General features: G+C 35.4%; 11 protein-coding genes. 4 read left to right on the top strand and 7 right to left on the bottom strand.

The genetic code is table 11. From position 1 onward, the window contains the following. Nucleotides 1-30: 30 nt before the first annotated feature. The 6 genes from DCE79_RS06365 to DCE79_RS18455 all read right to left on the bottom strand — a co-directional run bounded on the left by DCE79_RS06365 (nucleotide 31) and on the right by DCE79_RS18455 (nucleotide 7,744). Entirely contained in the window at nucleotides 31-1,047 is a 1,017-nt protein-coding gene (locus DCE79_RS06365; RefSeq protein WP_108712274.1) for an inorganic phosphate transporter, read from the bottom strand. An 18-nt stretch (nucleotides 1,048-1,065) separates the two neighbouring features. After that, the gene (locus DCE79_RS06360; protein ID WP_108712273.1) at nucleotides 1,066-1,686 is read right to left on the bottom strand and encodes a DUF47 domain-containing protein; all 621 of its coding nucleotides are present in this window, start codon (nucleotides 1,684-1,686) and stop codon (nucleotides 1,066-1,068) included. 303 nt (nucleotides 1,687-1,989) lie between these two features. Further along, nucleotides 1,990-2,799, bottom strand: a complete 810-nt coding sequence (locus tag DCE79_RS06355; RefSeq protein WP_108712272.1) for an MBL fold metallo-hydrolase — start codon at nucleotides 2,797-2,799, stop codon at nucleotides 1,990-1,992. 169 nt (nucleotides 2,800-2,968) lie between these two features. Next, nucleotides 2,969-3,778 carry a sulfurtransferase gene (locus DCE79_RS06350; protein ID WP_108712271.1) on the bottom strand — a complete coding sequence of 270 codons (810 nt, stop codon included), beginning with the start codon at nucleotides 3,776-3,778 and terminating at the stop codon, nucleotides 2,969-2,971. 15 nt (nucleotides 3,779-3,793) lie between these two features. Beyond that, a complete protein-coding gene (locus DCE79_RS06345; protein WP_108712270.1) occupies nucleotides 3,794-7,405 on the bottom strand; it encodes a dynamin family protein in 3,612 nt (1,203 codons plus the stop codon). 195 nt (nucleotides 7,406-7,600) lie between these two features. Next, on the bottom strand, nucleotides 7,601-7,744 hold the full coding sequence (locus tag DCE79_RS18455; protein WP_159083061.1) for a hypothetical protein: 144 nt from the start codon (nucleotides 7,742-7,744) through the stop codon (nucleotides 7,601-7,603). Nucleotides 7,745-8,027: 283 nt separating this feature from the next. Here DCE79_RS18455 and DCE79_RS06340 point away from each other — a divergent pair, with 283 nt between their 5' ends. The 4 genes from DCE79_RS06340 to DCE79_RS06330 all read left to right on the top strand — a co-directional run bounded on the left by DCE79_RS06340 (nucleotide 8,028) and on the right by DCE79_RS06330 (nucleotide 10,974). Next, a complete protein-coding gene (locus DCE79_RS06340) occupies nucleotides 8,028-8,489 on the top strand; it encodes a chemotaxis protein CheX (protein ID WP_108712269.1) in 462 nt (153 codons plus the stop codon). A 196-nt stretch (nucleotides 8,490-8,685) separates the two neighbouring features. Beyond that, entirely contained in the window at nucleotides 8,686-8,808 is a 123-nt protein-coding gene (locus tag DCE79_RS18845) for a hypothetical protein (RefSeq protein ID WP_255417973.1), read from the top strand. Nucleotides 8,809-8,834: 26 nt separating this feature from the next. After that, the gene (locus DCE79_RS06335; protein WP_108712268.1) at nucleotides 8,835-9,335 is read left to right on the top strand and encodes a cytochrome c oxidase subunit II; all 501 of its coding nucleotides are present in this window, start codon (nucleotides 8,835-8,837) and stop codon (nucleotides 9,333-9,335) included. Beyond that, nucleotides 9,313-10,974, top strand: coding sequence for a b(o/a)3-type cytochrome-c oxidase subunit 1 (locus DCE79_RS06330; protein WP_108712267.1), 1,662 nt, complete (start codon nucleotides 9,313-9,315; stop codon nucleotides 10,972-10,974). The genes DCE79_RS06335 and DCE79_RS06330 overlap by 23 nt, the downstream gene beginning before the upstream one ends. 134 nt (nucleotides 10,975-11,108) lie before the next feature. Here DCE79_RS06330 and DCE79_RS06325 read toward each other — a convergent pair whose 3' ends face one another. After that, the gene (locus DCE79_RS06325; protein ID WP_108712266.1) at nucleotides 11,109-12,689 is read right to left on the bottom strand and encodes a recombinase family protein; all 1,581 of its coding nucleotides are present in this window, start codon (nucleotides 12,687-12,689) and stop codon (nucleotides 11,109-11,111) included. Nucleotides 12,690-12,882: the final 193 nt, after the last annotated feature.

The following is a 12,882-nucleotide window of genomic DNA, read 5'->3' as shown; positions in this document are numbered from 1 at the left end:
TCGTAAAATATACGAGTAGCCGTTTTTATATTAGAAAATGATATTATATAAAACATAAAATAATCCTGCCATTAATGCAGATATAGGGAGAGTAATGAACCACGTAATGACAATTTTACGTGCCATACCCCATCTTACACCTTTTACCCGTTGTGCCGCACCGACACCCATAATGGCTGAAGAAATAACATGTGTTGTTGATACAGGTAATGCAATAAGAGTTGCCCCAAAAATAATCGATGCAGAACTTAAGTCTGCAGCTACACCATTAATAGGACGGATTTTCATAATTTTACCGCCCACTGTTTTAATAATTTTGTAACCACCAATCGATGTTCCAAGACCCATCGCTAGTGCACAAGCAAAACGAACCCAGCTTTGTACTTCATCTGTTGTTTGCCAATTCGCAGCGATTAGAGCCATTGTAATAATCCCCATCGCTTTTTGCGCATCGTTTGTCCCATGTGTAAACGATTGAAGGGCTGCCGTACCGATTTGCGTTATACGAAATGCCTTTGTTGTTGTATATAAAGGAGAATGCTTAAAAATAAACTTAAAAATCTTCATGACGATAAAGCCAAGTACAATCGCGATAATCGGCGACATGATTAATGCTTGTATAATTTTAAGAAAACCTGTGTAATTGATAATTTCAAAACCAGCAGACGCCACTGCCGCCCCTGCAATTGAACCAATTAATGTATGAGATGAACTTGAAGGAATTCCGAAATACCACGTCACTAAGTTCCACGTAATGGCCGAACTTAGTGCAGCCAAAATAACAACCGAACCTGTAACATCGCCTTCAAAAGCATTGAGCGAGAAAGGATCAACAATTCCAGATGCAACAGCTTTTGCTACACCTACGAATGTAATTGCCCCAACAAAGTTCATGATTGCTGCCATCAATATAGCGACACGCGGCTTTAAAGCACGCGTCGAGACAGATGTTGCAATTGCGTTTGCCGTATCATGAAAACCGTTAATAAAATCAAAGGCTAACGCAAAGATTACAACGAGTATAGTAATGATTAATAACGTATTCATAGTTTACCCCTTCACACGTTATGCATTACGCATAATGATTGTTTCAATTGTATTTGCAACTGTTTGGCAATAGTCGGCACTTTCTTCTAATTGCTCATATAAGTCCTTAAATATAATTAAGCGAATCGGATCTTTTTCAACTTCGAACAATTCCGTAATCGACTTACGGAAAATCTCATCACACTGATGCTCATAATCTTTCATTAAAATTGCATGTTGATGCATTCCTAATAGATCCCTTTTATTTAATAATACCATTGCTTTTACTGCTTCATCTGAGGCTTTCGCGATGAAGTCTACAAAATCACGCATATAGTGATTCACTTCTGTAAATGCATACATTTCAAAATGCGCAATCGTATTTTCAATTCCATCCAAAATATCATCTAACTTGATCGCAAGTGATAAAATATCTTCACGTTCAATCGGTGTCATGAACGAATCATTTAATTTGACGATTAATTCATGGATTAATTTATCGCCAGCTGTTTCGTATGATTTCATTTTAATTTGAATTTGTTTCAAGTCCGCAATGTTTGTAATTGTACATTCCCTTGCAAAATTTGCACCCTCTTGTACGTTTTTTGCAATATTTAATAATCCTTCAAAAAATGGATCTGGTTTTTTTGAGTTGAACATGATTGTAAATCCTCCTATAAAATGAAGTATATATCTTTAAACTTAGGTCATCATACCACCGATTTTTCGCATTCATCAACTTTCACATAACTTCTTAACAAAACCTTTACAATCGACATAAATGAAATAGACATAAATCCAAAAATATTATTAAAAAAAGAAGAGACTCTTTTAAAAAAAGAAGAAAAAAGTAATAAAAACAATGATATTTATGTATTTTCGATAGAAATTAATTATACAATCGCTGTTGTTATTACTATAATCAAATAATTTAATTATTCAATTGTAAAGAGATTGTAAAGGTTAACTTTTCCTTAATACCGATGCAACAATATGTGCTGAATCCCATTCTCCTGCTGATACACGGGTAATTGGATACTTCTTATGAAATAGTTGATGGTTAATTTCTTTTAGTGTTAAGCCTTCCTCGTTCATTATCTGAATTTGATTGGTTAACTCCACTAAATACTCATGCTTCCGTTTTAATGCTTGGCGTCCATTTTTTACAAAGCCCGCATGATTACAATACATTTCGTCAAAATCATATGTAAGGACTTTTTCAATCGATGAAATAATTTGTGGAATGCTTTCCTCCTTCAAAACAACCTTCGTTTTTGGAGATACAAATAAATCTCCTGTGAATAATTGACCTGTTGTTTCATTTAAGAATGCTAAATGGTCATTTGTGTGACCTGGTGTTTCAATAACAGACCAGTTCGATGTTCTCGATGAAAATTGTTGTCCAATCGCTTGTGCAGTAAAACTTGGGCGACTTCCCCAAAATAACTTTCGATAAAGGGGATAGTTAGCCTTTTCTTTGCATTCTAATCGTCTAATATCACTCATATACACGGGCAAGTTATAGTTTTTTTGTAAATACTGCACACAGCCAGAATGGTCTTCATGATAATGTGTTAACATGATTTGATCAACATCCATTTCTGAAAAGAACGGCTTAAATTGATCAAGTAGTTTCGCGGCACCCGTGTCGATTAACACGCCATCAACTTCAAAGCAATAAACATTTAATCGAATGGCTTTAAAGCGTATAAAACCATTCATCATACGTACACCAGAATGTTCACTTTGCTCTGCTTTTTTTTTAAAAAACATCAAAACCCACTCCTTCAATTATCCATTTTCTTGTAAATAACTCTATCATAAATGATAGCAATACGCTTCTCAAAGTAGAAAATCATTATCGGAAGAGAGTAAATTTTTGTTTTAAAGGACAAAAAAGAGTTACTTTGTGAACAATCTCACAAAGTAACTCCTTAACTAATTACAGATTTTCGCCTTTTTCAATTGAATGATGTTTCGACCAATCACTGTAACCCGCCATATAAATTTTGATATTTTGATAGCCTGCTTGTGCAAGAATCGAATAAATCGGTGTTGCTGTAACTCCTGACCCACAATAGATAATAATTTCTTCATCCTTTGATACTTTCTCAAGCAATGAATTCGTAATAACTAATTGGGATTGGTCTTTTAGTAGTTCCCAATCATAATTTTTTGCGGTTGGAATATGTCCTGCAATCGGATCAAGCGGTTCAAAATCTCCACGGTAACGTCCTGCTGCTCGTGCATCCAATAATGTGGCTTTGTGATTGCCCTCCACAATATTTAACACATCTTTACGTGACATTAGAATACTATCGTTCCAATTTAGATCGAGCTTTGTTGGGGCAAATGTTGGAACAGCTGATGTCATAGAAAATCCTGCAAACATCAACGCATCATATCCGCCATTCACGATATAAGCATGTTGAAAGCCTGCGTATTTTAATATCCACCAAGCTCTAGTCGCATAAGGCGAAGCACCCTGATCATAAATATAAATTGCATCATCATAGCGTAAACCATGCTTTTCAAATAACGCATGCAAATCCTCTTTATTTGGCAATGGGTGACGACCATCCGTTTTTGTCATATCCGAAAGGTCTTGCTCTAAATCCCAATAAATCGCCCCTTCAATATGTTCTTTATCATATAACTCTTTACCTAATTCGTCATTTTGTAAATCAAAGCGTGTGTCAATAAAACGACCGTTACGTTCTAATTTATCTGCTGTAACAAATACTTTTGGCATTTTATAAACCTCTCTTTACGATTTTAATTGTGCATAAATGTCTTTCCAAACAGCTAAACGGCTTTCCTCTTGAAGTAGTAAACGCTCTGTGTCGATTTGTTCAACAGCTTGCTCAAGCATATGTTGGCGTAATCCTTCTGCATCAATTGCAATAAAGCCATTTGCCCACTCCACTAATTTTTCTTTTTCTATTTCTAAAAACTTTTGGGCATCTGGTTTTGTTAGCTGTTCTAATGCATCACGTAATTGTTCTTTCTCATTTTTCTCAAAGAATGACTTTGCATTTTTAAAATAAGATTTAACACTTGTATAAGGCGTGATATCACTAAATGGCCCTGTATAATCCATTAATTGTGGTTCCGTTCCTTCATACGCTAAAAATGCAAAACTTGGATTTAGTTCTTTTAAATTACGCACTTCATCTTTAAAGCGTTCTTTCATTTTCTTCTCAACAAATTGTGCTAAACGGAAGTTCGTTACACGTAATTCTTGCGCAAAGTCAAAGCTTAATGCATGTAACACTTCTTTTAATGCCGATTCTAACGCTTGTTGCGCTGGCATTTGAGCAAATGTCGATGGGTTATAGCTTTCACGGAAGAAATCAGGATAACGATAATACACACGCTGTAACACATAGTATAATAACTCATCTAATTCTTGCTTCGTTTCACTTTCAACCATTGACGTTTGTGTACTTTGGTAGTTCGAACGGATATGTTTTTCTAAGTGCGCTAATTCGCCTAAACGCTCATCTTTACGTTTTAAGTTCTCTTCGGTTTGCGTGATTAAATCGTATAAACGCGCTTCGGTTTTGTCGACTTCCTCTTGTAATGCTTGAACTGCGATGCCCATTAATTCGTCATTTAAGAAATAATGGAACGCATCTTCAAATGGTGCCATACCCGATTGATGTTCTTGTTGATCTTGCTTTTCTTTTAATGCGAGTAAGCTTGATACCCCGTAAAGTCTTGGGAAACGAATACCAAAGCGTTGTAATTCAGAGCGCACATACCCTTTTACTTCTTCCTCTTCATCCATTGTCGAAGCTAAGTCGATCGCATTCACGATGAAGAACATTTTATCTAATTCAAACGCATCTTTTACACGACCTAATTGAATTAAGAATTCACGGTCCGCTTTTGCAAATGCATGGTTAAAGTATGTGATGAAAAGAATCGCATCTGCATTTCGAATATAATCAAATGCAACACCTGTATGACGAGCATTGATGGAGTCTGCTCCTGGTGTATCTACTAAGGTTACGCCCATGCGAGTCAGAGGTGAATCAAAGTAGAAATCAATATTATCAACGAAGCATGAACGATTTTCTTGTGCTACGTACTTTTCAAAATCATGACGGTTTACTCGAAGTGTTGTACCTAATTTTGGAATGAATGTATCAAAGCCTTCTGAGTATGCACGAATAAATGATTTATGCACATTTAAACGTTCGTCCGTTAATTTTACTGCTAGTCCTTCTTCTGCACGTTCATACGCTTCTTTTAATGAAGAGACGTGTAAGCCGATAGCTGCATACGAACCTTGAATATCTTCCAGTAGCTGTGCTTCATTTTTTAAATGAATGTCCGCAGTTTCATGTGGATGCTCTGGTGTTACTGGGCGAATTTTGTTAATCGCTGCTGTTGTCGGGTTTGGTGATACTGGTAACACACGTTCTCCCATTAACGCATTGGAGAAGCTTGATTTACCCGCACTAAATGCACCGAATAATGCAATCGTAAAATCTCGTTTTTGTAAACGCTCGACTTTTTTCGTTAAGAAGCTTGCTACTTCCTTAAACCCTTGAACATTGCTTACAATATCAGCAGTTTTTAACGCTTTTTGAATCACTGTATCCGCACTTAAACCTGCACCAATTTTTTCTGTTGCTTGATGGGCCTGTTCTTCCACTTTTTGTTCTTTTGGCTTTAACATAGATTCATCAAATGGACGAATATCTTTTAACGCTTGTTCATGATCACGTGTCCATTTTTCTAAATGTACTTTTGACTCCGCGCGTAACTCATTGGAAACTTGTGTCATCACTTTTTGGTTATACGCTTCAAACTCGTCAATTTGCATAATATGTTGCAATGCCTGTACTTTTTCAGTCATCGCATTAATTTTTAGTTTGACTGGTGCTGATACTTCAGAAGCCACTTGCTCAAGCACCACTTTTTGTTCTAATTTCCACGCATCTGTTGTTTGAATAAAGTATCGTTTCGCTGCTTCTGAAACACGGTTTGCAAAGTTTAATACTGCATCGCCTGTTACAATTGTATTTTTTTGCACTTGATCTTCCATGACACTAACGGGCATATCAAAAACTTTTGCATCAATGGCAGCTGCACGCTCATCTGTTAACGCACCTACATCTTTTAATGCCGTTTTCATTAATGCTTTTATGTGCCCTGTAATTTGTGATTGGACAACATGATTAAAGCTCGCAAAACCTTCTTCTTTTCGACGTTCACGTTCCTCAGCCGTTTTCTTTTTCGCTGTGAATAAACCGCCTACTTTAAAGTCCTCTTGTTGGCTTTCTAAGTAGTTGCGTAATTTTTCACGTACATCAGATGGCATAATCGCTGCATTTGTAAGTAACTCTTTACGATTTTCATCAAATAATTTATCCCACTGTTCAAACGAGAATAGCTCTGTTTGACGCGTTAGTTTGTCGAATTGCTCCAAAATATCATGGCGACTTGCCCAATCATCTTCAGATACAACATCTGTATAGGTTTCGAAACGATCTTGCTTTTCTTCTACTAAATAGGTTTCATGCTCATGTTGTAATTTAGTTAATGTATTTTCAGCTGTTAAAATTAATTGTTCTTGCCAATCATTCATCGAATCCATAACAATTTTTTTCACTTTTTCAAAGTCATTGTTTGGAAGATCCTTTTCACGTAGGGATGTGAAGAAAATATCTTTCGGCGTCACTCCCCAAGCTGCGAATGAATGATGCACAGATTGTTTAAAGTCATCAAATGATAGTTCTGAATCCCGGTGCTTATCAATTTGGTTAACAATTAAATATACATTTGGATTGTATTTCATTAGTTGCTTCGTAAATTGGAAATTCAGCTCTGATTGTACGTGGTTGTAGTCCATCGTGTAGAATACCATATCGGCAATATGAAGCGCTGATTCCGTACTCATCGCATGCGCATCGTCTGTTGAATCCACACCTGGTGTATCCATTACCGTTACGCCAAGTGGTAAACCAGATTTACTATGCCCAATCTCAATTTGAGACACAAGCTCACCATTTTTACTTAGCTCTTTCACTTGTTTAATATCAAAGCCTGCAGAGAATTTTACAGGCTTCTCATTGTGCATATATACGATTGCAAAATCCTCATCTGCCTTATGCACCTTTACAATGTTGGCACTCGTTGGAATTGGACTTGCCGCTAAAATATCTTCACCTGACAATGCATTAATCATACTTGATTTACCTGCTGAGAAATGCCCTGCAAAACCAATAACAAATTCTTTTTGTAATAATTTGCGTGCGAATAAATTAAGCTTTTCAACACGTTCTGTATCTTCATTTTTATTATAAATTATGTATTGTAAAGCTGATTGCTGTAACAATTCATGAATTTTTTCATCAAACGAACTCATTTTTCTAACCCCTTTAATTTGCCTTAAAATCGTCACAAACCTATAGTACCATGATTGGTAACGAAAATCGGCTAGTATTTCATAAAAATTATTGAATTTGTTTATTTTTACTTACGCTTCTTACGCTCATACATGAAAATCTTTATAGCCAAACTAAATAGAGCATTGCTTTTATATGCAAAAAAACTCCTTATTCTATTTAGTTAACAAAAAGGAGTTTTTCGTATTCGATTTACTTTTTAACACTTCGTAGAGCGTTGCTTGATTGCGTCCATTACGTTTTGATTCATACAATGCATCATCCGCATGTTGGAACAGCGTATCAAGTAAATGCATCATGCGATTGAATTTGTCTGTTTATGAAAATTTAAATTAGTTTAAGTGGATGCAATTACTTCACTACATTTTTATAAACGTAATTACCAATTGCCATATATGCTAAAATTGTTGCTCCTATAAATGCATAAAGCATACGATACACCACCTCGAATTAATTGATAATAATTATCAATATCATTATAATCCAATGAGAAACGCACGTCAATAGTTTGAAATTTTTTCTATACATCTACTTTCTTGACATGGTAAGATGTAGAAAAAGTATGAAAAGGGTGAAATTTATTTGAGTACTTCAAAGCATATCCAGACGATTTTAAACGGGACTATTCATTCATTAAAATCAATTTTACCTATGAATATAGATGTTAAATCACCTGCAGTTGCAACTGAGCCATATGAACAAAAAGAAATGGGTGTACTAATTGGTCTTGTCGGAGATTTAAAGGGACGTATTATTATTGATGGCTCCCCTGAAATTTTTGGTGCTATTGGATCGGCAATGTTCGGAATGCCTCTAGAGGGTGCTATGCTTGAATCATTTACTGGTGAACTTGGTAATATGATTGCAGGAAATTTATGTACATATGTAGGTCAATATGATCTTGAATTAGATATTACCCCTCCAACAGTTATGGTCGGAAACACGAAACTATATGGATTCCAACAAGCATTTAAATTGCCTGCAACTATTGACGGTGTTGGTGACATCGTTATCCTTTACACAATTGATGACGAAAATGAATAATTGAATTTGTTTAACGAAACGACACGCAAAAGTATGCGTGTCGTTTTTATTATATTTAAAAATGCACTTTTTTATTTTCACACTTTTTTCACAAAAATAGGGAATTAAAGTGAGAAAAATCACATCTTCTAACTAGTCATTCCCATATGATGAAAACAGTAATACAACTTTTCTTCAAATTGGGGAGGGAGAATCGATGAGTAAGCAAAAGAAAAAGGAAGAGAACTTAAAAGGTACGCTTTATATGACTTTTGCTTTAGGCTTTATCATAATTTTAATTTGGGCCTACTGCTTCAGCTTATTTTCAGGTCGAATGTAACGTAAAAGAAGAAAGGAGTACTAATCATGCACTTACATAAGTTTGAAAAGTGGTGGCTTGTGTTTGGATGCGGCTCATTAGTAGCATTTTTAATTATTTTAGGAGTTGGCGCATTCCATACAGGCACACACCCAAACGAGTCGAAAAATACGATTAACTATGAAAAAGTTGATGAAATTGCACCATTTAACAATCCAGGTGTTCATAAAGTAGAAGGAAAAGAGTGGGATTACGAAGTCGTAATCGTTGCTTCAGCATTCTACTATAATCCACCTGAAATCGAAGTTCCCCTTGGCGCAAAAGTGAAATTCATCGCAACGACAAAGGATGTTATTCACGGATTCCAAGTAGCTGGAACAAATATTAATATGATGTTAGAGCCTGGTTATGTTTCTGAATATTTAGCAGAAATGAATCAAGCTGGCGAATATTTAATCCTATGTAACGAGTACTGTGGTACTGGTCATACAGCAATGCATTCTATGTTAAAGGTGGTGGACGAAAATGCAACAGCCGACAGTCATTAAAAATGTCGCTCCAAAAGATGCTAAGCTAGCAATGGCTAATATGTATGTCGCATTTATCGCATTGCTACTTGGTGGTCTTGCAGGTTTTCTTCAAGTATTAGTTCGTTCAGGAGAATTTTCACTTCCTGGTGGAATTAAAATAGGCTATTACCAAGTATTAACAGTTCATGGCGTATTACTTGGCTTAATTTTAACGACATTCTTCATTTTAGGGTTCCAAATTGCCGCGGTTAGCCGTACAGCAGGACCATTAACTGACACACAACGTAAATTAGGGTGGATTGGTTTTTGGCTAATGACACTTGGTACAGCAATGGCTGCAGTCATGGTGTTACTAAATAAAGCAACTGTTCTTTATACGTTCTATGCGCCATTAAAGGCACACTGGATCTTCTATTTAGGGCTCACGCTTGTAGTAGTCGGCTCTTGGCTTTTATGTGCTGCTCAAATTATGAAATACTTCCAATGGAAAAAGGAAAATAAAGGTCAAACAACACCATTACTTACATACATGGTATTTGTAAATTGTATTTTATGGGTAATTAGTACCAGTTCAGTCGCCGCTGAGGTACTACTTCAATTGCTTCCATGGTCATTGGGGTTGATTTCTCGTGTTGACGTGTTATTAACCCGTACACTATTCTGGTACTTCGGGCACGCACTTGTATACTTCTGGTTATTACCAGCATATATGGCTTGGTATGTGATTGTTCCAAAAATCATCGGTGCTAAAATTTTCTCTGATTCATTAGCTCGTTTATCATTTATTTTATTCTTATTATTCTCAGTTCCAGTTGGTCTTCACCACCAATTAACAGAGCCTGGTATTGACGGTCTTTGGAAGTTCCTTCAAGTAGTCTTAACGTTCTTCGTTATTATACCATCATTAATGACAGCGTTCTCGTTGTTCGCAACATTTGAATTACGTGGACGTGAATTAGGCGCAAAAGGCGTACTTGGCTGGTTCAAAAAATTACCTTGGGGTGATTCACGTTTCTTACTACCATTTATCGGGATGGTCGCCTTCATTCCTGGTGGCGCTGGTGGTATCGTTAACGCATCTCACCAAATGAACCAATTAGTGCACAATACAATTTGGGTTACAGGTCACTTCCATTTAACTGTGGCAACTACAGTAGTCTTAACATTCTTCGGGGTTGCATTCTGGTTAATTCCACATTTAACTGGTCGTGTGTTAACACCAGTATTAAATAAAATGGGGATTTACGTAGGTGTACTTTGGGCAATCGGTATGGCAATTATGTCAGGATCGATGCATATTGCAGGTTTACTTGGTGCCCCTCGTCGTTCAGATTATTCCGAATATGGCGGTGCACAACAGGCAATCGATTGGATTCCTTATTCAATTGCACAAGCAGTTGGTGGAACAATTCTATTCGTAGCCATTATTTTAATCACTTATATGATAATTCAATTAGCATTCTTCGCACCAAAAGGTCATGAAGAATTCCCAGTTGCAGAAGTCGCAGCAGGAGCAGAAAAAACACCTGCTATTTTAGAGAACTTCAAGCTTTGGGGGGTTATCTTAGTCGCATTAATTCTTATCGCTTACACAGTGCCTATTATACAAATACTTTCAAATTCACCACTTGGTTCAACTGGATTCAGCCCATGGTAAAAAATCCTCTCCCCCTTCTTCTGCGATGGGAGAGTTTTTTTATAGGTACTAATTTAACCAAAAACTTTACTATTAGATAACCTTCTGTGGATAACTTTTAATTGTATATTATTTTACAATACGTAACTCCCATATTAACTTCTATCCTCCAAAAGAAACTTCACAGTAATTTCTGCTTCATCATCCTTCATTTTCTTCCATATAATTTTATCAAATATATTAATATATACCTCTCTAAGCTTTTCTGGATTATTATGATACTGTAATATTCTCTTTTTATATTGACGTAATCTTTTCAGCATTTTATCTTTGTCTATAACTGTAATTTTACTTTGTTTCGAATGAATTTGTTCTATGTCTTTAATTAACTTTACTATTATTCCTTCTCTCTTTTTACGACTCCGTATCATTTTTTCTATTGTATATTCTCCCATTTCAAAAGCATTTTCAATTCGCTCTATTGCCTTTTCATTGAGAGCAATTTCATTCTTAATTTTTTCAACATCTTTTGCATACATTGATTGTTTTAATACTTCATCTTGTTTAATATTTGTAGCTAAAAGTTTTTCTTCATATATTTTAAAAACACCATTTATTACTGTATCAATAATTTCTATAGTGCCACCTTTGTTTTTCCCACATTTACATGGCTTAAATCGAAATTTTTCCTTTTCTTGATCCTTCTTTTGTTTGCACTTTTGTATATGCATGCTGTGGCCACAGTTATAACATTTAACAAGAGCGTGTAAAGGGTGTAAATTTGTCTTTGATTGTATTTTACCTCGCGTTTTAAATAATCCCAAAATTATATCTTGTTCTTCTAAAGTTTTTAATGGTGGATGTGCGTCATACGCATAAGTCCATTTTTCTGGTGGAAGTTTTCTATAAGGATCTTTATTTATGGAATCCATAGATTTTTTACTACCAGTAGTTTTATTGTATATAATTGTTCCACAATATAATTCACTTTTTAGTAATTTAATAACTGTTGGTGTTGTCCATTCTTTATTTCTAGGGGAAGGGATTTTTGCATTATTGAGCTCTTGTACTATTTGGTCTACTATCTTTCCATTAAGAAAAGGCTTTAAAATACGTTCTTTATAAATTTCCCCTTCCTCTTTGTTGATAATTAAATGTTTTGTTTTTCTATCTCTATCATAGCCAAATGGTGTTTTACCCGAAACCCATTTCCCCTCTTTTGCTCCAATTCTCTTATAGCTTGTAAACCGAGACACAATTTGACCATACTCAAAGTTTGAGAACAAACCCTTCATTTTTAATCGATTCATATCCTCCCTATTTAAAGGATTGAAAATAACACCTGACACTTCTACAATTAGTGTAGCTGAGTTTCTTAATACGTTTAAAATTCTCTCTTGGTCTCTACCCGATCCACGGCTTAGACGGTCATAATCAACAACTATGACAGCATCACAAAAACCCTCTTGTATTTCTTTTAGCATTTCTTGCATAACTGGTCTATCAGAAATATTTTCTCCCGATTTCACTTCACGGAATAATTTAAATTTCCAGCCTTTTCTCTTACAGTAATCTTCAAGTCGAGCCACTTGCATTTCTAAATCTTTTTCAATTCGATTTTCTTCATCCTCTGTTTCCCTTTTTGGTTGTGATTTACGTGCATATGCAAAAACATAATATACTTCTTTTTCTAACTCATAAGATGAAAGGTCTAGCATCTTTTCAAGAGTAATCATTAATTGTCCTCCTTTATTAATACCTTATAATAGGTACATTTTAGGACAAAAAAGAACAAGTAATTCATCCATTGCATAGATAAATTACTTGTTCTTGATTTTTGTTTAAGGTTGTTTTCTCAAAGATTGTTGCTATAAAGAAAAGGTGGGCTTATACATCAATCGGGATTGTGGAATATCGAAAATATATTAT

The organism is Lysinibacillus sp. 2017 (assembly GCF_003073375.1).
Taxonomy (GTDB): Bacteria; Bacillota; Bacilli; order Bacillales_A; family Planococcaceae; genus Solibacillus.
Note: the sequence above shows the minus strand (reverse complement) of the source record. Positions and strands in the feature narration are given on the sequence as shown.

What these genes read in the sequence shown, in the direction of transcription:
- DCE79_RS06330 (WP_108712267.1), top strand. Translation starts at nt 9,313, where the DNA reads ATGCAACAGCCGACAGTCATTAAAAATGTCGCTCCAAAAGATGCTAAG.
- DCE79_RS06365 (WP_108712274.1), bottom strand. Translation starts at nt 1,047, where the DNA reads ATGAATACGTTATTAATCATTACTATACTCGTTGTAATCTTTGCGTTA.
- DCE79_RS06360 (WP_108712273.1), bottom strand. Translation starts at nt 1,686, where the DNA reads ATGTTCAACTCAAAAAAACCAGATCCATTTTTTGAAGGATTATTAAAT.
- DCE79_RS06325 (WP_108712266.1), bottom strand. Translation starts at nt 12,689, where the DNA reads ATGATTACTCTTGAAAAGATGCTAGACCTTTCATCTTATGAGTTAGAA.
- DCE79_RS06355 (WP_108712272.1), bottom strand. Translation starts at nt 2,799, where the DNA reads ATGTTTTTTAAAAAAAAAGCAGAGCAAAGTGAACATTCTGGTGTACGT.
- DCE79_RS06350 (WP_108712271.1), bottom strand. Translation starts at nt 3,778, where the DNA reads ATGCCAAAAGTATTTGTTACAGCAGATAAATTAGAACGTAACGGTCGT.
- DCE79_RS06345 (WP_108712270.1), bottom strand. Translation starts at nt 7,405, where the DNA reads ATGAGTTCGTTTGATGAAAAAATTCATGAATTGTTACAGCAATCAGCT.
- DCE79_RS18845 (WP_255417973.1), top strand. Translation starts at nt 8,686, where the DNA reads ATGAGTAAGCAAAAGAAAAAGGAAGAGAACTTAAAAGGTACGCTTTAT.
- DCE79_RS18455 (WP_159083061.1), bottom strand. Translation starts at nt 7,744, where the DNA reads ATGATGCATTTACTTGATACGCTGTTCCAACATGCGGATGATGCATTG.
- DCE79_RS06335 (WP_108712268.1), top strand. Translation starts at nt 8,835, where the DNA reads ATGCACTTACATAAGTTTGAAAAGTGGTGGCTTGTGTTTGGATGCGGC.